The following is a 20158-nucleotide window of genomic DNA, read 5'->3' as shown; positions in this document are numbered from 1 at the left end:
CAGAACCTGACGGCGAAATGGGGCGCCGAGATCCGCAAGCGCATCCAGCGCCACACGCGCGGCGCGCGCGGTCAGTCGGGCGAGGTGACGGTGCGGCTGACGGTGTCGCAGGGCGGCGCGCTCGGCGGCGCGTCGGTGGTCCGCTCGTCGGGCAATCCGCGGATCGACCAGCTCGCGCTACGCGCGGTGCAGTCGGCGGGCCGCTTCCCGGCCGCGCCGGCGGCGCTGACCGATCCGCAATATACCTTCACGCTGCCGATCACCTTCGCGCGCTGAGGCCGCGGATCGAGGCGCGCCCCGGCAAGGGGCGCGCCTGCCCCTCCGCGACGGCGGGGGGCATCCCGAATCTCGACGGTCTCGACGTCAGCCTGCCCGCGGTCAGGTCCGCGGTGCCGGATGCGGGTCTTGGCCCAAGCAAAAGGCCCGCGCCTCACGGGGAGCGGGCCTCGATCCATGCCAGGCGGCAGGGGTCAGTCGGCTGTGGGCCAGGTCGGGTAGAACAGGCCGGCGGGCGAGAGGGTGAAGATCTCGCAGCCGTCGGCGGTCACGCCCACCGAATGTTCGAACTGGGCCGACAGCGATTTGTCGCGGGTGACGGCGGTCCAGTCGTCGGCGAGCACCTTCGTCTCGGGGCGGCCGAGGTTCACCATCGGCTCGATGGTGAAGATCATGCCTTCTTCCAGCACGGGCCCGGTGCCGGGGCGGCCGTAGTGCAGCACGTTCGGCGGCGCATGGAAGACCCGCCCGAGACCGTGGCCGCAGAAGTCGCGCACGACCGACATGCGGTTGTTCTCGACATAGGTCTGGATCGCCGCGCCGATGTCGCCGAAGGTGGCGCCGGGCTTCACGACCTCGATGCCCTTCATCAGCGCGTCATGCGTGACCTCGAGCAGCCGCTCGGCCTTGCGGCCGAGGGTGCCCGCCACATACATCCGGCTCGTGTCGCCGAACCAGCCATCCACGATCACCGTCACGTCGATGTTGAGGATGTCGCCGTCCTTCAGAACCTTCGAGCCGGGAATGCCGTGGCAGACGACATGGTTGACCGAGATGCAGGAGGCGTGCTGGTAGCCCTTGTAGCCGATGGTGGCCGAGGTGACGCCGCGCCGCTCGATCTCGTCGGTGATGAAGCGGTCGATCTCGGCCGTGGTCGCGCCGGGCACGACCAGCGGCCCCACGAGATCGAGGATCTCGGCCGCGGCCCGTCCGGCCCGGCGCATGCCCGCATAATCCTCGGGCTCGTAGATCCTGATGCCGTTCTTGGTGATGCGGCCGCGCGACTCGTCCACTGGGACTGATCCTTCTGGTCTCGGTGTCGTCTCAAGATAGTCAAGGTTCCGCTCCTTTGCCATACCTGCGCCGGCCGCGAAAGGTTTGAAACGCCGCGCGGCGGGGCCTATAGCTGAGCGATCCGAAGGAGAAGCCGATGCCCGCGAACCCCACCGCCGCCATGCTCGTGATCGGAGACGAGATCCTCTCGGGCCGCACCCGCGACGGGAACAGCCATTATCTCGCCGGCGAGCTGACCCGCCACGGCATCCGCCTGAGCGAGATCCGCTGCGTGGCCGACGACCGCGCCGCCATCATCGAGGCGGTCCAGGCGCTGAGCGCGCGCTGGGATCATGTCTTCACCTCGGGCGGCATCGGCCCGACCCACGACGACATCACCGCCGAAGCCGTGGCCGAGGCCTTCGGCGTGCCCATCGGCATCCGGCAGGACGCCTACGACCTGCTGGCCGCCCATTACGCGCGCACCGGGCTCGAGTTCAACGAGGCCCGGCAGCGCATGGCCCGCATCCCCGAGGGCGCCACCCTGATCGAGAACCCCGTATCGACCGCGCCGGGATTTACCCTGGGCACCGTGCATGTGATGGCGGGCGTGCCCAACATCTTCCAGGCGATGGTGGCCTCGGTCATCCCGACGCTCATCGGGGGCCAGCCGCTGCTCAGCCAGTCGCTGCGGGTGGACCGCGGAGAGGGCGAGATCGCCGGGCCCTTCGGCGCGCTCGCGGCCGAGTTTCCCGACCTGCAGATGGGCAGCTATCCCTTCGTCCAGAACGGCGCCTTCGGCGCGAACCTCGTGATCCGCGGCACGGATGCCGGGCGGATCTCGGAGGCGATGACCCGGCTGGCCGCCCTCTTCCCGCAGGCGCGCTAGAGCATGACCCCAGAGGACATCTACGCCACCGTCGAGGCCACCTGGCCTGCGGCGCGGCTGGACCGCTCGGGCCCCTGGACGATCCGCGAGGGCCGGGGCGGCGGCAAGCGCGTTTCGGCCGCAACCGCCGCGCAGAGCTGGACGGAGGCGGATCTGCCCGCCGCCGAGGCCGCGATGGCAGCGCTCGGGCAGGAGCCGCTCTTCATGATCCGCGCGGGCGAAGAGGCGCTCGACGCGGCGCTCGCGGCGCGCAGCTACCGGATCGTGGATCCCGTCACCGCCTATGCCTGCCCGGTGGGGCGGCTCTCGGCCGAGCCACCCGCGCAGATGGCGGCCTTTCCGCACTGGCCGCCGCTCGGCATCGTGCGCGACCTCTGGGCCGAGAGCGGCATCGGCCCCGAACGCGTCGCGGTGATGGAGCGGGTTATGGGGCCGAAATGCTGCCTGCTCGGGCGGCAGAACGACCGGCCCTCCGGGGCGGCCTTCGTGGCGCTGGCGGGCCCGTTCGCCATGCTCCATGCGCTCGAGGTCACGCCCGCGCTGCGCAGGCTCGGCTCGGCGCAGGCGATGATCCGCCGCGGCGCCTGCTGGGCCGAGGCCGCCGGCGCGGAATGGTTCTCGCTCGTCGTCACCACCGCCAATGCGCCCGCCCGCGCGCTCTATGCGTCGCTCGGGATGGAAGAGGTGGGCCACTACCACTACCGGCTGAAATGATCCGGCAGCTCGTCCTCGCCGCCCTGATCCTCTGCCCGGGAGCCGCCGCCGCGCTCGAACTCGGCGCGCCCTGGACGCGCGTCGAACGGCAGGAGGAGGCCTCTGCCAGCTACCGGCTGCCGACCGGCCCCTGGACCGAGGCGGGCCTGCCCGTGCGCCCGATCGAGGGCCGGATCGTCCGCAGCGTCTGGCAGCGCGATCTGGCCGAGACCTCGACGCTCGACCTTCTGACCCCGCTCCGCGCCGCGCTGGAGGCCGAGGGCTTCCGCCCGCTCTTTCAATGCGAGACGCGCGGCTGCGGCGGCTTCGACTTCCGCTATGCGACGGATGTGCTGCCCGAGCCGGAAATGCATGTGGATCTGGGCGACTTCCGCTTCTTCGCGGCGATCCGCGACGGGGCCGAAGGTGCCGAGGCCGTGAGCCTCCTCATCAGCCGGTCGGATGCGACGGGCTTCGTGCAGGTGATCGAGGCCCTCCCGCGGACCGCCGCGCCCGCGGCTCCCATCGCCGTGCCGGACGAGCCCATCGCCGCGGAGGCCCCCGCCTCCGCTCCCGCTCCCGCCGCCGGAACCCTGATCCCGCGGCTCGAGGAGACGGGGGCTGCGGTGCTCGAGGAGCTGGTCTTCGGCAGCGGCTCGGCCGAGCTCGAGGACCGCGCCTATCCCGCGCTGGCGGATCTGGCCCAATGGCTGAAAGAGGATCCGGCCCGACGCGTGGTGATCGTGGGCCATACCGATGCGTCGGGGGGGCTCGAGGGCAATGTGACGCTCAGCCGGGCCCGCGCCGCTTCGGTGCGCGAGCGGCTGATCGCGCGGCACGGGGTCGATGCGGCGCAGGTGACGGCGGAAGGCGTGGGCTATCTCGCTCCGCGCGCCCCGAACCGCACCGAGGAAGGCCGCGCCCGCAACCGCCGGGTCGAGGTCATGCTGCTCGCCGGCTGACCTTGCCCGGAAGGGCCCTGCCTCAATGTCCGACCGGCCCCTTTTCCAGGAAGCGGCGGGCGAGGAAGTCGATGAAGGCGCGCACCTTGGGCTGGGTGAACCGGCCCGAAGGATAGATGGCATGGATGCCCAGCGTCTCGACCGGCAGCTCCGGGAGAACCTCCTCGACCAGCCCTGCACGCATCGCATCCGCGAAGAGGAACTCGGGCAGATGGGCGATGCCCAGCCCCGAAACGACCGCCTTGAGCAGCGACTGGCCGTCGTTCACGGTCAGCCATCCCGGCGCCCGCACCTGCCGCGGCTCGCCCGAGGGCGACAGGAGCCGCCAGACGTTGCCGTGCGGCTGCGTCGAATGATAGAGCAGCCTGTGATCGTTCAGGTCGTCGATCTTCATCGGCCGCCCGTGCCGCTGGAGGTAGCCCGGCGACGCGATCATCCGCCGGGTGGTCTCGGTCAGCTTGCGCGCGCGCAGGCTCGAATCCTCGAGATCGCCCACGCGGATCGCCATGTCGAACCCTTCCGAGATCAGCTCCACGCTGCGGTCGCTCAGCACCATGGTCACGGTGATGTCCGGATAGTCCAGCAGGAACTCCGCCAGGATCGGCGTGAGCAGGGCCGCGCCGAAATCCGCAGCAACCGAGAGGCGCAGATGCCCCGACGGCGCGGTCTGCATCGAGGTCACCAGCGCATCCGCCTCGCCCGCGTCGGTCAGCACCCGCCGCGCCCGGTCGTAATAGGCGAGCCCGATTTCCGTCGGCGAGACCCGGCGCGTGGTGCGGTTGAGAAGCCGCGCCCCCAGCCGCGCCTCGAGCGCCGAGACATGTTTGGAGACGGCAGACTTGGAGATGCCCATCTTCCGCGCCGCATCGGTGAAGCCGCCCTGATCCACCACCATGGCGAAGGCTTCCATTTCCGTCAGTCGATCCATGGCGGCTCCCGTGCACTGTCCGGACCCTGCTTTCATCGGCGGCAAATCGGGCAGGATTGGGGAAAGCAACAGGCAAGTCCGGGATTTATGACCGGACAGCCTTGGCAGGCACCGGAGTGAGTCGCCGGGCCCGGAAACAGGGCCTGCGCCCTCGCGCCGCAGGCTCGCGGCCGCGTCGGACAGAATGTCACCTCCCCAAGCGCTAAGACGCAACAAAATTGCGTCATCGCGTCGCGCTGCATTGCAGCGACGGCATGGGTGACATGCGCCTTTTGGGAGAAGTCATCGGAATTGAGGGGTTTATATCGGGGGGCAAAGGAGAACGACAATGAAACACGATCCCCGTCCGATGACCGCCGCTCAGGCCGCCGAGACCGTTCCGGCCTATTTCACGCCCGAGCGGAACACCCGTCAGCTCCGCAACCTGAGCGCGCTGGAGCAGATGTACGGCTACTACAACCGCGACTGATCCTTCGCTGTCACGACGGCGGGCACAGGGCCCGTCGTCCCCGGCGGAGCCCCGCGCGGTTCCGAGGCAGGCCCCTCCCGACGCCCGGCTCCCCCAATTTTCCCCCCTCCGTGACCGCCTGCCGCGCCGCCTTCGGAGCCCGAGACCGTGGTCTCTCAGCCGGCCTCCCGTGGGAACCGCCGGCGCGCTAACGGTTCCGGTTCGCCGCTTCCATCGCATCGACGAAGCTCACCATCAGGCGCTTGCCGTTCTCGCGCCCGAGCGGGGCCTTCCCCGTGCCCGAGGCCGTCAGCGTCACCATCCGCCCGTTCAGCGTGAGCACCGCGCGCCAGCTCTCCGGCGGCGCCCCGCGGCTCCGGTCCCGGATCCGGATCAGGAAGGCCTTCCCCCGACCCAGCGCCTCGAGAACCTGCACGCTTCCGGCACGGCCCGAGGCGCTCAGCGCCTTGCGCCCCGCCGCCGACTGGAAATAGGCCGCCAGATCCTGCCCCCGCCGCGCCACGTCGATGCCCGAGCCGGGCGTGCCGACCGTTGCGGTCAGAACCGCAGGCGGGCGATCGGTCACGCCCGCGCACCGCCCCATCAGCACGAGGCCGGGCCCGGTGCCGGGCTCGCGGACGATGCAGTAGCCGGCCGGCGCCGCAACGCGCACGCCCTCCGCCAGGGCAGGCAGGGCCGGTAGGACGGCGAGAAGGCCGGCAAGGAGAAGACGTCTCATGCGCCTCGTCCCGAGCAGGCGCCGCACTCTCGGACGCGGGGACGGGGCGCGAGGAAGGGCTGTCTCATGGCAAGTCTCCGATCGGTGGGCACGGGCATAGCGGCCGCTCCCGCAGCGGGCAAGGCGCGACCTGCCGGCCCTCCGGCGGCTTTCGGCGCAGACAGGCGCGCGCAGGCCCCGGATCCGCGACACCGTCACGGAGGCTTCGCCCGGATACCACCCCCCGGATCGCCGGACCCTGTCCCGAGGCGGTCCGCGCCGTGCCCGGGCCCGCGGCCCTCCTCCCCCGCGCGCGGGCGTCACAGGGGCAGCCCGCGCGATTGCATTTCCCGCCCCCCCGGACTATTTCGGCAGCATCGCCGCGACCGGAAGGCTTGCCCGCATGAACTGGATCTCCAACTACGTCCGCCCGAAGATCAACTCGCTCTTTTCGCGCCGCGAGGTGCCGGAGAACCTCTGGACCAAGTGCCCGGAGTGCGGGACGATGCTCTTCCACCGCGAGCTGGCCGAGAACCTGAACGTCTGCTCCACCTGCGACCACCACATGAACATCAGCCCGCGGGACCGGTTCACCGCGCTCTTCGACGGCGGGATCTTCACCGAGGTCGAGGTGCCGGTGCCGCTCGCCGATCCGCTCCAGTTCCGCGACCAGAAGCGCTACCCCGACCGGATGAAGGCGGCGCAGAAGACCACCGGCGAGAAGGAAGCCATGCTGGTCGTCGAGGGCGAGATCGCCCGGACGCAGGTGGTGGCCGCGGCCCAGGACTTCAGCTTCATGGCGGGCTCCATGGGCATGTATGTGGGCAATGCCATCATCGCCGCCGCCGAGCGCGCGGTGAAGCTCAAGTGCCCGCTCATCCTGTTCGCCGCCGCCGGCGGCGCGCGGATGCAGGAGGGGATCCTGTCGCTCATGCAGATGCCGCGCACGACCGTGGCCGTGCAGATGCTGCGCGAGGCGGGCCTGCCCTACATCTGCATCCTGACCCACCCGACCACGGGCGGCGTCACCGCCTCCTATGCGATGCTGGGCGACGTGCAGATCGCCGAGCCCAATGCGCTGATCTGCTTCGCCGGCCCCCGCGTGATCGAACAGACGATCCGCGAGAAGCTGCCCGAGGGCTTCCAGCGCGCCGAATATCTGCTCGACCACGGGATGCTCGACCGGGTGACCCACCGCAAGGCGATGCGCGAGGAGCTGGTCACGATCATCCGGATGCTGATGAACCAGCCGCCGGCGATCAAGGGCGATCTGCCTGCGCCCGAGCCGAAGCCGGTGATCGACCTGCCGCCGCCGCCCACGCCCGAAGCGGTGGTCGACGACAAGGCCGCCGAGTGAGCCTGCCCGCCTCCGACCTCATCCTGCAGCGGATGATGTCGCTGCATCCGAAGATCATCGACCTGACGCTCGACCGCGTGCACCGGCTGCTGCAGGCGCTCGGCCATCCCGAGCGGTCGCTGCCGCCGGTGATCCATATCGCGGGCACCAACGGCAAGGGCTCGACCCAGGCCATGATCCGCGCCGGTCTCGAGGCGCAGGGGCTGAAGGTGCATGCCTATACCTCGCCCCATCTGGCCCGCTTCCACGAGCGGATACGGCTCGCGGGCAGCCTGATCTCCGAGCCCGCGCTGGCAGCCCTCCTCGACGAATGTCTCGCGGCGAACGGCCCCGAACCCATCACCTTCTTCGAGATCACCACCTGCGCGGCCTTCCTCGCCTTCGCGCGCACGCCCGCCGATTACACGCTCCTCGAGGTGGGCCTCGGCGGCAGGCTCGATGCCACGAATGTGATCGGGGATCCGCGGCTCACCATCGTGACCCCGGTCTCGATCGACCATCAGCAGTATCTGGGCGAGACCCTGCCCGAGATCGCGGCCGAGAAGGCGGGTATCCTCAAGCGCCGCGTGCCCTGCGTGGTGGGCCCGCAGGAGGCCGCGGCGCTCGAGGTCATCGAGGCGCGCGCCGCCCGTCTGGGCGTGCCTCTCCTCGCCCACGGCCAGCAATGGCAGGTGTGGGAAGAGCGCGGCCGGACGGTGTTCCAGGACGAGGCGGGCCTTCTCGATCTGCCGCTCCCGGCCCTGCCCGGGCCGCACCAGATCCAGAATGCCGGCGCGGCCCTGATGGCGCTGCGCCATCTCGGCGCGCCCGAGGCCGCCTGCGAGGCGGCCCTCACCCGCGCCGACTGGCCCGCCCGGATGCAGCGCCTGCGTCGAGGGCCGCTCGCGCAGAGCGCGCCGGGCATCGAGCTCTGGCTCGACGGCGGCCACAACCCCGCGGGCGGCGCCGCGGTGGCGGCGACACTGGCACGGATGGCGCCGCGGCCCACCCATCTCATCTGCGGGATGCTGAACACCAAGGACGTGGCGGGCTACATGCGCCCGCTCGCCCCCCATGTGACGCGCCTCCATGCAGTCTCGATCCCGGGCGAGGCCAACACGCTCCCCGCCGAGGCCACCGCCACCGCCGCCCGCGCCGCAGGAATGGCGGCCCTGACCGCGCCCTCGGTCGCGGGCGCCCTCGCCGCCATCGCCGCCGAAGACCCCACCGCCCGCGTGCTGATCTGCGGCTCGCTCTATCTCGCCGGCGCGATCCTGCGCGAAAACGGCTGATCGCGCTTCACGAAGACCCCGCCGCCCGCGCGCCGATCCGCGGCTCGCTCATCCCGCCGACGCGAGAGCGGCCGACCGCGCTTTCACTCTGCCCAAATATCCCGCGGGGGAGTCGCCCCGCCCGCAGGGAGGGGCGGCGGGGGGGCGAAGCCCCCCTCTTCTCCGGCAATCAGGCGAGATGCGGCCGGAAGACCGCCACCACCTCTTCATAGACCGCGCGCTTGAAGGGCACGATCGCCGCGACCATTTCCTCGGCCCCGATCCAGCGCCAGCAGGAGAATTCGGCGTGATCCGTGCCGATCCCCACTTCTTCGTCGGTCCCGAGATAGCGGTAGAGGAACCATTTCTGCCGCTGGCCGCGATATTTGCCCCCCCAGACCTTGCCCAGAAGCTCGGGCGGCAGGTCGTAGGTCACCCAGTCCGGGGCCTTGGCCACGAACTCCACCCGCTCGGCCGGGATGCCGGTCTCTTCCCGGAGCTCGCGCAGCGCGGCCTCGCGCGGCTTCTCGCCCTCGTCGATGCCGCCCTGCGGCATCTGCCAGGCGGGCACCGGACTGTCGATCCGCTGCCCGGCGAAGATCAGCCCCTCGCGGTTGATGAGCACGATGCCCACGCAGGGGCGGTAGGGCAGCGTCTCGGGATCGATCGCGCGCTCCATGGCCGCCTCAGGGCTTCACTTCGATGGCCGAGAGGCCCTTGAGGATGTCCACCGCATAGGCGAGCTGGTAATCCTCGTCGCGCAGCTTCGCGGAATCCTCCGCCCGGGCGCGATCGGCCTCGAGCTGCTTCTTCTCGTCCTCGGTCATCGAATCGTTCGACAGGACGCCGCGCAGGTCGGCCTCAGACCGGTTGCGGGCGGCGCTCGCCGCGGGGCTCTCCTCCTCCTCGGGGACGGCGGGCTTCACGGGCGGCTGGTTCACCACGATGTCGGGCGCCACGCCGAGCGCCTGGATCGACCGGCCCGAGGGGGTGTAGTAGCGCGCCGTGGTCAGCCGCATGGCCCCCTCGCCCCGCAGCGGGATCACGGTCTGGACCGATCCCTTGCCGAAGCTCTTGGTGCCCACGACGATGGCGCGGCGATGGTCCTGCAGCGCGCCCGCCACGATCTCCGAGGCCGAGGCCGATCCGCCGTTGATGAGCACGACCATGGGCTTGCCGTCGATCAGATCGCCCGGGGTCGCGTTGAACCGCTCGCCGTCGCCCGCGGCGCGGCCGCGGGTCGAGACGATCTCGCCCTTGTCGAGGAAGGCGTCGGACACCTGGATCGCCTGGGTCAGGAGCCCACCGGGGTTGTTGCGCAGGTCGAGCACCACGCCGTTGATCTTGTCCTCGCCGCCGAGCGCCTTGATCTCCTTCTCGAGACCCTCCTTCAGGCCCGAGAAGGTCTGGTCGTTGAAGGTGGTCAGCCGCACGACGACCGTGTTGCCCACCACGCGGCTGCGGGCGGCCACCAGCTTGATCGTGTCGCGGACGATCGAGACGTCGAAGGGCTCGGGGGTGCCTTCGCGCACCACCGTGATGAGGATCTCGGAGCCGACCGGCCCGCGCATCATGTCCACCGCCTGATCGAGCGTGAGGCCCAGCACGGATTCGCCGTTCACATGGGTGATGAAGTCGCCGGACTGGATGCCGGCCGCATCCGCGGGCGTGCCGTCCATCGGCGAGACGACCTTGACGAAGCCTTCCTCCTGCGTGACCTCGATGCCGAGGCCGCCGAACTCGCCGCGGGTCTGCACCTGCATGTCGTCGAAATCGTCGGGCGGCAGATAGCTCGAATGCGGATCGAGCGAGGTCAGCATCCCGTTGATCGCGGCCTCGATCAGCTTGTCGGTCTCGACTTCCTCGACATATTGCGCGCGGATGCGCTCGAAGATGTCGCCGAACAGGTCGAGCTGCTCGTAGACCGACTTCGACCGCTGCTGTTCCTGCGCGATGAGGGGCCCCGCCACCTGGGTCGCCAGCAGGACGCCGGCCACCGTGCCGCCCAGCGCGGCCATCATGTATTTCCTCATGGCGGTCCTATTCCCCGTTTGCCTCGAACCAGTCCGCCGGATCGACCGGCTCGGCTCCTTGCCTCAATTCCAAGTAAAGCGTTTCCGTATCCCGAGCGCCAGCGCCCTCTCCGCCTGCGGCCGCAGGACCGGCAGGGCGCGGCTCGCCCCCCATCAGCCCGAGCGGTGCGCCGGCGGCGACCACCTCTCCCGTCTCACCATAGACGGTGCCCAGACCTGCCAACACCAGCAGATAGCCGGCGCCGGGCTCGAGGATCATCACATTTCCGTAGTCGAGAAGCGGCCCGCGGTAGCGGATCGTGGCGGGCCAGGGCGCGGTCACCAGCGCCTGCGGCCGGGCCGCGATCAGGATGCCCGGCCGGCGCACGCCCGCCGCATCCGCTTCGTTGGCCCGCCGGAGGATCGTGCCCAGCACCGGCAGCGGCAGCCGCCCGCGCGCCGCCTCGAAATCGCGCGCCGCGGCGTCGGGATCGCCGGTGGCCAGCCCGCCCGCGAAGGCGTCGAGCGTGTCGGCGCTTTCCAAAAGCCCCTTCAGCACCGCCGGATCGTCGGTGAAGCGCGTGGGCAGGTCCACCCGGTCGCCGATGGCCTGGCTCAGCGCCGTCCGGGCCTCCTGCGCCGCGGCCAGCCCTTCGGCGAGCGTCTTACCGGCCGCGGTCTGCAACTCGCGCAGGTCGCGCACCTCGCTCACCTGCTGGCGGAGCGACTCGGCCTGCGCCAGAAGCGCGGGCGTCACATCCGACAGGATCATCCCCGACCGCGCCGTGCCGAGCGGCCCCGCAGGATGCATCAGAAGGAGCGGCCCCGGCCGCGCATCCATCCGCGCGAGCACGCCCAGAAGCTGCGCGATCTCATCCCGCTTGGCCTCGAGCAGCATCTCGAGCACCGACTCGCGGATCGCCGCCTGCCGCAGGTTCTCGCGCAGCGCGGCGAGCCCGCGCTCGTAGGCGCGGATCGTGGTGGTCAGCGCCGAGACCCGGTCGCGCGCGCCCTTGGCCTCTTGCAGCGCCGTCACCGCCGCCTGCAGGTCGCGCGCCGCCTGCGCCGCCTCCTGCGCCACGGTCACGGCCGCAGCCGGCGTGGCGAGAAGGCCCAGCGCAAGGACGAGCGCGCGGATCATCCGTCGATCAGGCTCCGCCCGGTCATCTCCTCGGGCTGGGGCAGCTGCATGAGCTGGAGGAGCGTCGGCGCGAGATCGGCGAGCCTTCCGGCATGAAGCCGCGCGCCCGCAGGCCCGTTCACGAGGATCACCGGCACCGGGTTCGTCGTGTGCGCCGTGGGGGCCCGCCGGTCTCGGGATCGACCATCGTCTCGCAATTGCCGTGGTCGGCGGTCACGATCATGGCCCCGCCCGCGGACGTCACCGCCTCGACCGCCCGGCCGAGCCCGCGGTCCACCTCCTCGACGGCCGCCATGGCGGCCTTCAGATCGCCCGTGTGGCCCACCATGTCGGGGTTGGCATAGTTCACCACGATCAGGTCGTAGCCCGCGCCGATGGCCTCGACGAGATGGTCGCTCACGTCGGGGGCCGACATCTCGGGTTGCAGGTCGTAGGTCGCGACCTTGGGCGAACTGGCCATGTAGCGGTCTTCGCCCGTCTCCGGCGCCTCGCGGCCGCCGTTCAGGAAGAAGGTGACATGGGGATATTTCTCGGTTTCCGCGATGCGGAACTGCCGCAGCCCATGGCTCGCCACCCATTCGCCCAGCGTGTTGCGGATCACGGGCTTGGGATAGGCCGCGGTCATGAAGCGGTCGTGCTCCTTGGAATAGTCGACCATCCCGAGGAAGGCCGACCAGTCCGGCCGCGCGCCCGTGTCATAGGCCTCGAAGCCCGGCTGGCCGAGCCCCGCGAGGATCTCGCGCGCCCGGTCGGCGCGGAAGTTGAGGCAGAAGAAGCCGTCGCCGTCGCGGGCGCCCGCATAGTCGCCCACGACGGTGGGCGCGATGAATTCGTCGGTCTCGCCCCGCGCCAGCGCCGCCGCCACCGCGGCCTCGGCGTCGGGCGCACGCTCGCCCGCGGCATGGAGCATCGCATCGGAGGCGCGCTTCACCCGATCCCACCGCTTGTCGCGGTCCATGGCCCAGTAGCGGCCGATCACCGTGCCGATTCGCGCGCCTTCGGGCAGCACCCGCAAGAGCTGGCCCACGAACTCGCCCGCCGAGGTGGGGGCCACGTCGCGCCCGTCGGTGATCGCATGGATCACGACCGGGATGCCCTCGCCCGCCAGCACCTCGACCGCGCTGATGAGATGCTGGATATGCCCGTGCACGCCCCCGTCCGAGACGACGCCCATCAGATGCGCCGTGCCGCCCTTCGCCTTCACCTGCGCGATGAAGTCGCGCAGCGCCGGGTTCTGCGGGAACGAGCCCTCCTCGATGGCAAGGTCGATGGCGCCGAGGTCCATCGCCACCACCCGGCCCGCGCCGATGTTGGTGTGGCCGACCTCCGAATTGCCCATCTGCCCCCGCGGCAGACCCACGTCCGGGCCGTGGGTGACAAGGGTCGCGTTCGGGCAGGTCGCCATCAGCCGGTCGAAGGTCGGGGTATGGGCCAGCGCCACGGCATTCGCCTCGCGCTCGGCACGGAGCCCCCAGCCGTCGAGGATGCAGAGGACGACGGGTTTCGGTGCGGTCATGGAAGGGCCTTTCGATGGAATGGCCGGGTTTTACGCCGCGAGCCCGGCCTCGGCAACCGTGGCGGTCAGGCGCCCCTCCGCATGACCCGTCACGGTGGCGGAAAGGATCCGCCCCTCGGGCTGGTCGGCGGCGAAAGCCACTTCGGTGAACTGCTCGGTGCGGCCCATGCGCGGGCCCTCCATCAGCACCCGGTGCGTCCGGCCGCGCTCGCCCTCGAGATGGGCCAGAAGCCGCGCCTCGCCCAAGGTGCGCAGCTGCGCCGCCCGCTCGCGGATCGTGGGTCCGGCCAGCTGCGGCATCCGCGCGGCGGGCGTGCCCTGGCGCGGCGAGAAGGGGAAGACATGCAGGAAGGTGAGCCCGCACTCCTCGACCAGCTTCAGCGAATTGGCGAAGGCCGCCTCGGTCTCGGTCGGGAAGCCCGCGATGATGTCGGCCCCGAACACGATGTCGGGCCGCAGCCGCCGCGCCTCCTCGCAGAAGCGGATCGCATCGTCGCGCAGGTGGCGGCGCTTCATCCGCTTCAGGATCAGGTCGTCGCCATGCTGGAGGCTGAGATGCAGATGCGGCATCAGCCGCGGTTCGGTGGCGATGGCCCCCATCAGCGCCTCGTCCGCCTCGATCGAATCGATCGAGGAGATCCTGAGCCGCGCGAGATCCGGCACCAGCCGCAGGATCCGCATCACCAGATCGCCGAGGCGCGGGGCGGCCGGAAGATCCGCGCCCCAGGAGGTGAGGTCCACGCCCGTCAGCACCACCTCGGCAAAACCGCGGTCCACGAGCCGCCGGATCTGCTCCACCACCACGCCCGCCGGAACCGAGCGCGAATTGCCGCGCCCGTAGGGGATGATGCAGAAGGTGCAGCGGTGATCGCAGCCGTTCTGCACCTGCACATAGGCGCGGTGGCGGCCGAAGCCGTCGATCAGGTGGCCCGCGGTCTCGCGCACCGACAGGATGTCGTCCACCTGCACCCGCTCGGTCTCGCCGATCAGGTCGGGCGCCATCGCGGCCCAGGTGGCGGGCTGCATCTTCTCGGTATTGCCGATCACCCGGTCGACCTCGGGCATGGCCGAGAAGGTCGCGGGCTCGGTCTGGGCCGCGCAGCCGGTGACGATGATCGTGGCTTCAGGATTCTCGCGGCGCAGGCGCCGGATCTCCTGCTTGGCCTTGCGCACCGCCTCGGCCGTGACCGCGCAGGTGTTGACCACGACGGCATTGTCGACGCCCGCCGCGGTGGCGAGCTCCTTCATGGCCTCGGTCTCGTAGGCATTGAGCCGGCAGCCGAGGGTGGAGAAGATCGGCGCGCTCATGCCAGCGCCATCATCTCGGGCGAGAGATGCCCCTCGAACACCCGCGCGACCGGCCCCGAGAGCCAGACGCCCTCGTCGCGCCAGTCCACTTCCAGCACGCCGCCGTCCATCTCGAGCCGCACCTGCCGCCCGGTCAGGCCGCGCCGGGCCGCCGCCACCGCCGTGGCGCAGGCGCCCGAGCCGCAGGCGAGCGTGATGCCCGCCCCCCGCTCCCAGACGCGCAGCCGCAGCCGGTCGGGGCCGATCAGGCTTGCGAATTCCACATTGGTGCGCTCGGGAAACAGCGGATCGGTCTCGACCGAGGCCCCCCGCCCCGCCAGATCGACCGCCTCGGCGTCATCCACGAAGAAGACGCAATGCGGGTTGCCCATGCCCACCGCCGAGGGCCCGCCCTCGAGCGGCAGGCTGTCCGTCTCCATCGCGCGGGCGAGCGGGATCTCGGACCACAGGAGCTGCGGCGCCCCCATGTTCACCGCCACGAGCCCGTCCTCGCGCCGACGCGCGTGCAGGCGGCCGCGCGCGGTGACGAGCGTCACCTCGTCCCGGCCCAGATCCCGCATCAGGTAATCGCTCACGCAGCGCGTGGCGTTGCCGCAGGCGCCCGAGCGCGAGCCGTCCGAATTCCAGAAGTCGAGCGCGCAATCCGCCCCCTCCTGATCGCGGATCTCGGCAAGCTGGTCGAACCCCACGCCGCGGTGCCGGTCGCCCAGCCCCCGCGCGAGGCCGGCCGTCACCAGCGCCCCGCCGCGTCCGCGCGAGTCGATCACCACGAAATCGTTGCCCGCCCCATGCATCTTCATGAAGCCGAGGCCGGAGGAAGCGCCCATGTCCATCATGGCGCACCCTATACGCCCGTCAGGATCTTTTTGCCAGAGCAGGCGATCTTTCTGCGCATTTGGCCCTTGACCCCCCGCAGCCGGTTGCGTAGAGAGCGGCGCAGTCGAGATCGACGGTCGCAACCGCGATTTCGACATGGTGAGGGCGGGTAGCTCAGTGGTAGAGCAGCTGACTTTTAATCAGCTGGTCGTGGGTTCGATACCCACCCCGCTCACCAATTTCCTGACAGGCAGGACGGAATCGATGGGGACTGCGGTCCCTGCGGTGCGTTGGCGCACGGCCGACCCTGACCGTTTCCCCCAACCTCTGTCGAGACTTAGGAACCTCGCCTCTGCACGGCGCGTTCCCTTCCCTGATTTTCCGGGAGGTGACCGATGCGGATCTGGGCAGGCTGAGGATGGATATCAGCCGCACGAGCGATGTCTGGTGGAAGAACGCCGTCTTCTATTGTCTCGATGTCGAGACCTTTCAGGACAGCAACGGCGACGGGATCGGGGATTTCCCGGGGCTCACCCGGCGGCTCGACCATCTCGACCGGCTGGGGGTGAGCTGCATCTGGCTGATGCCTTTCTATCCGAGCCCGAACCAGGACGACGGCTACGACATCACCGACTATTATGCCGTCGATCCCCGGCTGGGCACGCTGGGCGATTTCGTCGAATTCCTGCGCGCGGCCCAGGATCGCGGGATGCGGGTGATCGCGGACCTCGTGGTGAACCACACCTCGCGCGAGCATCCCTGGTTCCAGGCCTCGCGCGCCGACCCCGATTCGCCCTACCGCGACTGGTATGTCTGGCGCGACGAGAAGCCCGAGGAGGATGCCGCCTCGCTGGTCTTCCCCGGAGAAGAGAACAGTAGCTGGACCTGGGATGCGAAGGCCGGGAAATACTATCTCCACCGCTTCTACAGCCACCAGCCGGACCTCAACGTCGAGAATCGCGCGGTGCGCGACGAGATCCGGCGGATCGTGGGATTCTGGCTCCAGCTCGGTCTCTCGGGCTTCCGCGTGGATGCCGTGCCGTTCCTGCTCGAGCAGATGTCGACGGTGGACACGGGCTTCACGCCCCACCGCTGGCTGCGCGACCTGCGCGCCTTCATCAACCGCCGGTCGGGCGATGCGGTGCTTCTGGGCGAAGTGAACCTCGACTATCCGGACGTGCGCCGCTTCTTCGGCGACGAGGACGGCGACGAGCTGCACATGTGCCTCGACTTCAACCTCAATCAGGCGATGGCGCTGGCGCTCGCCCGCGAGGACGCGGGGCCCATCGTCCACGGGCTGCGCCACATGCCCGAACTCGCGCCCGACGATGGCTGGGCCCATTTCCTGCGCAACCATGACGAATGGTCGCTCGACAAGCTGACCGAGGCCGAGCGGCAGGAGGGCTTCGCCTCCTTCGGGCCCGAACCCTCGATGCAGCTCTTTGGACGCGGGCTGCGGCGGCGGATGCCCACCATGCTGAAGGGCGATTCCGACCGGCTCCGCATGGCCTATGCGCTGATGGCCTCGATGCCGGGATCGCCCGTGATCTTCTACGGCGAGGAGATCGGCATGGCGGAAAATCTCGAGATCCCCGGACGGCTCGCCGTGCGCGCACCGATGCAGTGGGAGGCCGGCCCGCACGGCGGCTTCTCGGACGCGGGCACCGAGGCCCTGCACCGGCCCATGGTCTCGGATCCGCGCTGGGGCCCGGACAAGGTCAATGCCACCGACCAGCAGGACCGGCCGGACACGATGTTCCATTTCATGGAGCATCTCCTGCGGCGGCGGCGGGAATGCCCCGAGATCGCCTTCGGCGACCATGCCGTGCTGCCGTTGCCCCAAGCCTCGATCTTCGCCATCCGCCACGACTGGGAGAGCCGCACCCTCATCGCTCTCGCCAATCTCGGGCCCGAGCCGCAGACGGTGACGCTCACGCTGCCGAAGGCCTCGGGGCTGGGCCGGCTGCGGCCCGTCCTGGGCCAAGGCAAGGCCTCGCTGCGCAAGGACGAGCTGACGGTCGAGCTCGGAGGCTACGGGCTGCGCTGGCTGCGGTTCGAGAGCTGATCGCGCGCCCCTCACGCAGGCTTGCGGGAACATCCGCCCCGACCTCCGGTTGGCTCCCTGACGGCGAAGCAACGCGCCGCAAGGAGGACCAGATGGCACATGCGGACAAGAAGCACTTCGGTCAGGGCGTGAAGGGCAAGGGCGACGGCACCGGCGCCATGACCGAAGCCGAGACCGCCGAGATCCCGGCCAATGGCGTGCTGTCCAACCGCGACAAGCAGGGCAGCGAAAGCCGCGGCAAGGATGGCGGCTACGTCAAGACGCAGCAGTATCAGGACCATGCCGGCAACCGCAGGACCGACGACGAGGAGCGCCCATGACCGCGAAAATGCCCCCTATCCCGCCCGCGAACCGCAGCGACAAGGGCCCCGGCGGCGCTGCCCACGAGACGCCCGAGACCTCGGGGGCCGCATCCCGGCCGGATCCCGACAAGCAGGGCCAGCAGGCGAACAGCAAGATCAACACGACCCATCAGGGTCATCAGCAGGACCGTTGACATGTCGACCTCCCAGAAGACTCCGGCCAGCATCCGTCAGGGCGGCCCCGGCTCCTCGCATCAGGATGCGGACGCGCCGCTCGAGGTGACGAAGCCCGGCGCCGACAGCGACGCGCGCAAACAGAGCAAGGTCTCGGGCGGCGGCGGCGAGAAGGACCGCCACCACACCCACGATCCCGACGGCAAATGACGGCAGGCGCGGGCGCGCCATCCCCCGCGCCCGCGCCGCAAGGCCACCGCAGATGGGCGGTTGCGCCGCCGGACAGGCCCGGCCATGCTCGGCTTTTCGCGGCAGGGAGGACGCCATGATCCGCATCGGCATCGGCGGCTGGGTCTTCGAGCCCTGGCGCGGCACCTTCTACCCCGAGGGGCTGCCGCAGAAGCGTGAGCTGGGCCATGCCGCCTCGCGCCTGACCACCCTCGAGATCAACGGCACCTACTACGGCTCGCAGAAGCCCGAGAGCTTCGCGCGCTGGCATGACGAGGTGCCGGACGATTTCGTCTTCGCCCTCAAGGCGCCCCGGTTCGCCACCAACCGCAGGAAGCTCGCCGAGGCGGGCGCATCGGTGGACCGCTTCCTCGACAGCGGGATCCTGCGGCTCGGCGCCAAGCTCGGGCCGATCAACTGGCAGTTCCTGCCGACGAAGGCCTTCGACCCCGAGGATTTCGCAGCCTTCCTCGCGCTCCTGCCGCCCGAGCACAGGGGCCGGCGGTTGCGCCATGCCGTCGAGGTGCGCCACGAGAGCTTCCGCGACCCGGCCTTCGTGGCGCTGGCGGCCGAGCGAAACGTGGCGATCGTGGTGGAGGGCGACAGCGAGCATCCGCAGATCGCCGATCCCACCGCCGATTTCGTCTATGCCCGCATCATGGGCACCCGCGAGGGTCCCGCCGAGGGCTATCCGCCGGAAGCGCTGGACCGATGGGCCACCCGCGCCCGCGACTGGGAGGCCGGCCGCGCCCCCGAGGGGCTCGCCCGCGTGACCGAGGCGCCCGAGCGGCCGCGCGATGTGTTCCTCTATGTCATCTCGGGCCACAAGGTCGCGAACCCGGCTGCGGCCGAGGCGCTGCTCGCCCGTCTGCGCTGACCGGGGCGCCCGTTTCGCGGGCACGGCATCCACTTTCGAGAGATATTTAAGCACATCGGCCGCGGAGCCTCCTGCCGTGCCGGCGGCCCGCTTGCACCTGCCCGCCAGCCGGTCAGCCTCGCCTGCAACGTCACGATCGGGAGAGAGCCATGTTCCGCGCCTCCGCCGCCCTCGCCGCGGCCTTCACCGTCACCGCCACCCTGGCCGGGGCCGAGACCGCCATGCCCTTCGCGCTCGACTGGAAGTTCGAGGGCCCGGCCGCTCCCTATTTCGTGGCGCTCGACAGGGGCCATTTCGCGGCCGAGGATCTCACGGTGGAGATTTCCGAGGGCGCGGGCTCGCTCGATGCGATCCCGAAGGTCGCGACCGGCGCCTTTCCGGTGGGTTTCGCCGACATCAACAGCCTGATGAAGTTCCTCGACCAGAACCCGGGCGCGCCGGTCACCGCCGCCATGATGATCTACGACAAGCCGCCCTTCGCGGTGGTCGGGCGCAGGTCGCAGGGCGTCGAGGCGCCGAAGGACCTCGAGGGCCGCAAGCTCGGCGCGCCGCCCCCCGACGGGGCCTGGGCGCAGTTCCCGATCTTCGCCGCCGAGAACGGGCTCGACATGGCTGCCATCGCCGTCGAGCCGGTGGGCTTTCCCGTGCGCGAGCCGATGCTGGCCGAAGGTCAGGTCGCTGCGGTCACGGGCTTCTCCTTCTCCTCGGTCCTGAACCTCGTGCGGCTGGGCGTGCCCGAGGAGGATATCTCGACCCTGCTCATGGCCGATCACGGCGTGGCGCTCTACGGCAATGCGATCATCGTCAACACCGACTTCGCCAAGGATCACCCCGAGGCGGTGACGGGCTTCCTGCGCGCCGTGGCGAAGGGCTGGAAGGATGCGGTGGCCGAGCCCGGCGCGGCGATCGCGGCCCTGATCGAGCGCAACCCGGCCGCCGATGCCGCGCTCGAAGAGCGCCGCCTCGGCATGGCGATCCGCGACAATGTGGTGACCGACTGGGTGAAGGCCAACGGCATGGGCAACATCGACCCCGAACGCATGGCGCGCGCCATCGAACAGACGAAATCCGTCTACGAGTTCCGGAACGCCCCCGACGCCGCCCTCTATTTCGATCCGCAGTGGCTGCCCGCCGACGGCAGCCTGTCCTTCGAGTGACGTCCGAGTGACCGGGGCGCGGGCCATGGGCCCCGCCTCCTCCCCGAC

At 70.3% G+C, this 20158-nt stretch carries 21 protein-coding genes, 1 tRNA gene and 1 pseudogene; 14 read left to right on the top strand and 9 right to left on the bottom strand.

Annotation, left to right across the window (positions count from 1 at the left end; genetic code table 11):
• On the top strand, positions 1 to 276 hold a 276-nt coding region (locus A9O63_RS11800; protein ID WP_141703087.1), incomplete at its 5' end, for an energy transducer TonB family protein.
• Between the two features lie 194 nt (positions 277 to 470).
• Here the strand turns inward: A9O63_RS11800 and map are convergent.
• Positions 471 to 1352: a type I methionyl aminopeptidase gene (map, locus tag A9O63_RS11795; RefSeq protein ID WP_172600801.1), complete on the bottom strand. Its 882-nt coding sequence runs from the start codon at positions 1350 to 1352 to the stop codon at positions 471 to 473.
• A 74-nt stretch (positions 1353 to 1426) separates the two neighbouring features.
• Between map and A9O63_RS11790 the strand changes: the two genes are divergently transcribed.
• From A9O63_RS11790 to A9O63_RS11780, 3 genes are read left to right on the top strand one after another with little or no spacing between them, the layout of a single operon-like run.
• Positions 1427 to 2158: a competence/damage-inducible protein A gene (locus A9O63_RS11790; protein ID WP_069332116.1), complete on the top strand. Its 732-nt coding sequence runs from the start codon at positions 1427 to 1429 to the stop codon at positions 2156 to 2158.
• 3 nt (positions 2159 to 2161) lie between these two features.
• A complete protein-coding gene (locus A9O63_RS11785; protein ID WP_069332115.1) occupies positions 2162 to 2872 on the top strand; it encodes a GNAT family N-acetyltransferase in 711 nt (236 codons plus the stop codon).
• Positions 2869 to 3813, top strand: a complete 945-nt coding sequence (locus tag A9O63_RS11780; protein ID WP_069332114.1) for an OmpA family protein — start codon at positions 2869 to 2871, stop codon at positions 3811 to 3813. Before A9O63_RS11785 ends, A9O63_RS11780 begins: the two co-directional genes overlap by 4 nt.
• Before the next feature lie 22 nt (positions 3814 to 3835).
• On the opposite strand, the gene A9O63_RS11775 is transcribed toward A9O63_RS11780, so the two are convergent.
• Complete coding sequence (locus tag A9O63_RS11775) at positions 3836 to 4741, bottom strand: LysR family transcriptional regulator (RefSeq protein WP_069332113.1); 906 nt, start codon at positions 4739 to 4741, stop codon at positions 3836 to 3838.
• 328 nt (positions 4742 to 5069) lie between these two features.
• Here A9O63_RS11775 and A9O63_RS22120 point away from each other — a divergent pair, with 328 nt between their 5' ends.
• Complete coding sequence (locus tag A9O63_RS22120; RefSeq protein ID WP_009565252.1) at positions 5070 to 5210, top strand: hypothetical protein; 141 nt, start codon at positions 5070 to 5072, stop codon at positions 5208 to 5210.
• Positions 5211 to 5397: 187 nt separating this feature from the next.
• Here the strand turns inward: A9O63_RS22120 and A9O63_RS11770 are convergent, their stop codons facing one another.
• Positions 5398 to 5928 carry a cation transport ATPase gene (locus tag A9O63_RS11770; RefSeq protein ID WP_069332112.1) on the bottom strand — a complete coding sequence of 177 codons (531 nt, stop codon included), beginning with the start codon at positions 5926 to 5928 and terminating at the stop codon, positions 5398 to 5400.
• 382 nt (positions 5929 to 6310) lie between these two features.
• On the opposite strand from A9O63_RS11770, the gene accD reads away from it, so the two are divergent.
• Positions 6311 to 7264, top strand: coding sequence for an acetyl-CoA carboxylase, carboxyltransferase subunit beta (gene accD / locus A9O63_RS11765; protein WP_069332111.1), 954 nt, complete (start codon positions 6311 to 6313; stop codon positions 7262 to 7264).
• The gene (locus A9O63_RS11760) at positions 7261 to 8535 is read left to right on the top strand and encodes a bifunctional folylpolyglutamate synthase/dihydrofolate synthase (RefSeq protein WP_069332110.1); all 1275 of its coding nucleotides are present in this window, start codon (positions 7261 to 7263) and stop codon (positions 8533 to 8535) included. The genes accD and A9O63_RS11760 overlap by 4 nt, the downstream gene beginning before the upstream one ends.
• A 169-nt stretch (positions 8536 to 8704) precedes the next feature.
• Here the strand turns inward: A9O63_RS11760 and A9O63_RS11755 are convergent, their stop codons facing one another.
• The 6 genes and pseudogenes from A9O63_RS11755 to dapF all read right to left on the bottom strand — a co-directional run bounded on the left by A9O63_RS11755 (position 8705) and on the right by dapF (position 15327).
• Positions 8705 to 9193 (bottom strand): RNA pyrophosphohydrolase, encoded by a 489-nt coding sequence (locus A9O63_RS11755; protein ID WP_069332109.1) that lies wholly within the window; start codon positions 9191 to 9193, stop codon positions 8705 to 8707.
• A 7-nt stretch (positions 9194 to 9200) separates the two neighbouring features.
• On the bottom strand, positions 9201 to 10547 hold the full coding sequence (locus tag A9O63_RS11750) for a S41 family peptidase (protein WP_069332108.1): 1347 nt from the start codon (positions 10545 to 10547) through the stop codon (positions 9201 to 9203).
• A 7-nt stretch (positions 10548 to 10554) separates the two neighbouring features.
• Positions 10555 to 11667, bottom strand: a complete 1113-nt coding sequence (locus A9O63_RS11745) for a murein hydrolase activator EnvC family protein (protein ID WP_069332107.1) — start codon at positions 11665 to 11667, stop codon at positions 10555 to 10557.
• Positions 11664 to 13183: pseudogene (gene gpmI / locus A9O63_RS11740) on the bottom strand (2,3-bisphosphoglycerate-independent phosphoglycerate mutase). Before gpmI ends, A9O63_RS11745 begins: the two are co-directional and overlap by 4 nt.
• Positions 13184 to 13213: 30 nt before the next feature.
• Positions 13214 to 14491: a tRNA (N(6)-L-threonylcarbamoyladenosine(37)-C(2))-methylthiotransferase MtaB gene (gene mtaB / locus A9O63_RS11735; protein WP_069332106.1), complete on the bottom strand. Its 1278-nt coding sequence runs from the start codon at positions 14489 to 14491 to the stop codon at positions 13214 to 13216.
• Positions 14488 to 15327 carry a diaminopimelate epimerase gene (dapF, locus tag A9O63_RS11730; RefSeq protein WP_069332105.1) on the bottom strand — a complete coding sequence of 280 codons (840 nt, stop codon included), beginning with the start codon at positions 15325 to 15327 and terminating at the stop codon, positions 14488 to 14490. Before dapF ends, mtaB begins: the two co-directional genes overlap by 4 nt.
• A gap of 143 nt (positions 15328 to 15470) precedes the next feature.
• Here dapF and A9O63_RS11725 point away from each other — a divergent pair.
• The 7 genes from A9O63_RS11725 to A9O63_RS11695 all read left to right on the top strand — a co-directional run bounded on the left by A9O63_RS11725 (position 15471) and on the right by A9O63_RS11695 (position 20110).
• Positions 15471 to 15545: transfer RNA gene (locus tag A9O63_RS11725), tRNA-Lys, on the top strand.
• Between the two features lie 180 nt (positions 15546 to 15725).
• Positions 15726 to 17372 carry an alpha-amylase family protein gene (locus A9O63_RS11720; protein WP_069332104.1) on the top strand — a complete coding sequence of 549 codons (1647 nt, stop codon included), beginning with the start codon at positions 15726 to 15728 and terminating at the stop codon, positions 17370 to 17372.
• A 92-nt stretch (positions 17373 to 17464) separates the two neighbouring features.
• The gene (locus tag A9O63_RS11715; RefSeq protein WP_002721191.1) at positions 17465 to 17692 is read left to right on the top strand and encodes a hypothetical protein; all 228 of its coding nucleotides are present in this window, start codon (positions 17465 to 17467) and stop codon (positions 17690 to 17692) included.
• On the top strand, positions 17689 to 17868 hold the full coding sequence (locus A9O63_RS11710) for a hypothetical protein (RefSeq protein WP_002721193.1): 180 nt from the start codon (positions 17689 to 17691) through the stop codon (positions 17866 to 17868). Before A9O63_RS11715 ends, A9O63_RS11710 begins: the two co-directional genes overlap by 4 nt.
• A 1-nt stretch (position 17869) precedes the next feature.
• Positions 17870 to 18058: a hypothetical protein gene (locus A9O63_RS11705; RefSeq protein ID WP_069332103.1), complete on the top strand. Its 189-nt coding sequence runs from the start codon at positions 17870 to 17872 to the stop codon at positions 18056 to 18058.
• A 115-nt stretch (positions 18059 to 18173) separates the two neighbouring features.
• Complete coding sequence (locus A9O63_RS11700; protein WP_069332102.1) at positions 18174 to 18953, top strand: DUF72 domain-containing protein; 780 nt, start codon at positions 18174 to 18176, stop codon at positions 18951 to 18953.
• A 149-nt stretch (positions 18954 to 19102) separates the two neighbouring features.
• A complete protein-coding gene (locus A9O63_RS11695; protein WP_069332101.1) occupies positions 19103 to 20110 on the top strand; it encodes an ABC transporter substrate-binding protein in 1008 nt (335 codons plus the stop codon).
• Positions 20111 to 20158 lie beyond the last annotated feature (48 nt).

It is taken from the genome of Cereibacter johrii, assembly GCF_001720585.1.
In the GTDB taxonomy this organism is placed as follows: domain Bacteria; phylum Pseudomonadota; class Alphaproteobacteria; order Rhodobacterales; family Rhodobacteraceae; genus Cereibacter_A; species Cereibacter_A johrii.
Note: the sequence above shows the minus strand (reverse complement) of the source record. Positions and strands in the feature narration are given on the sequence as shown.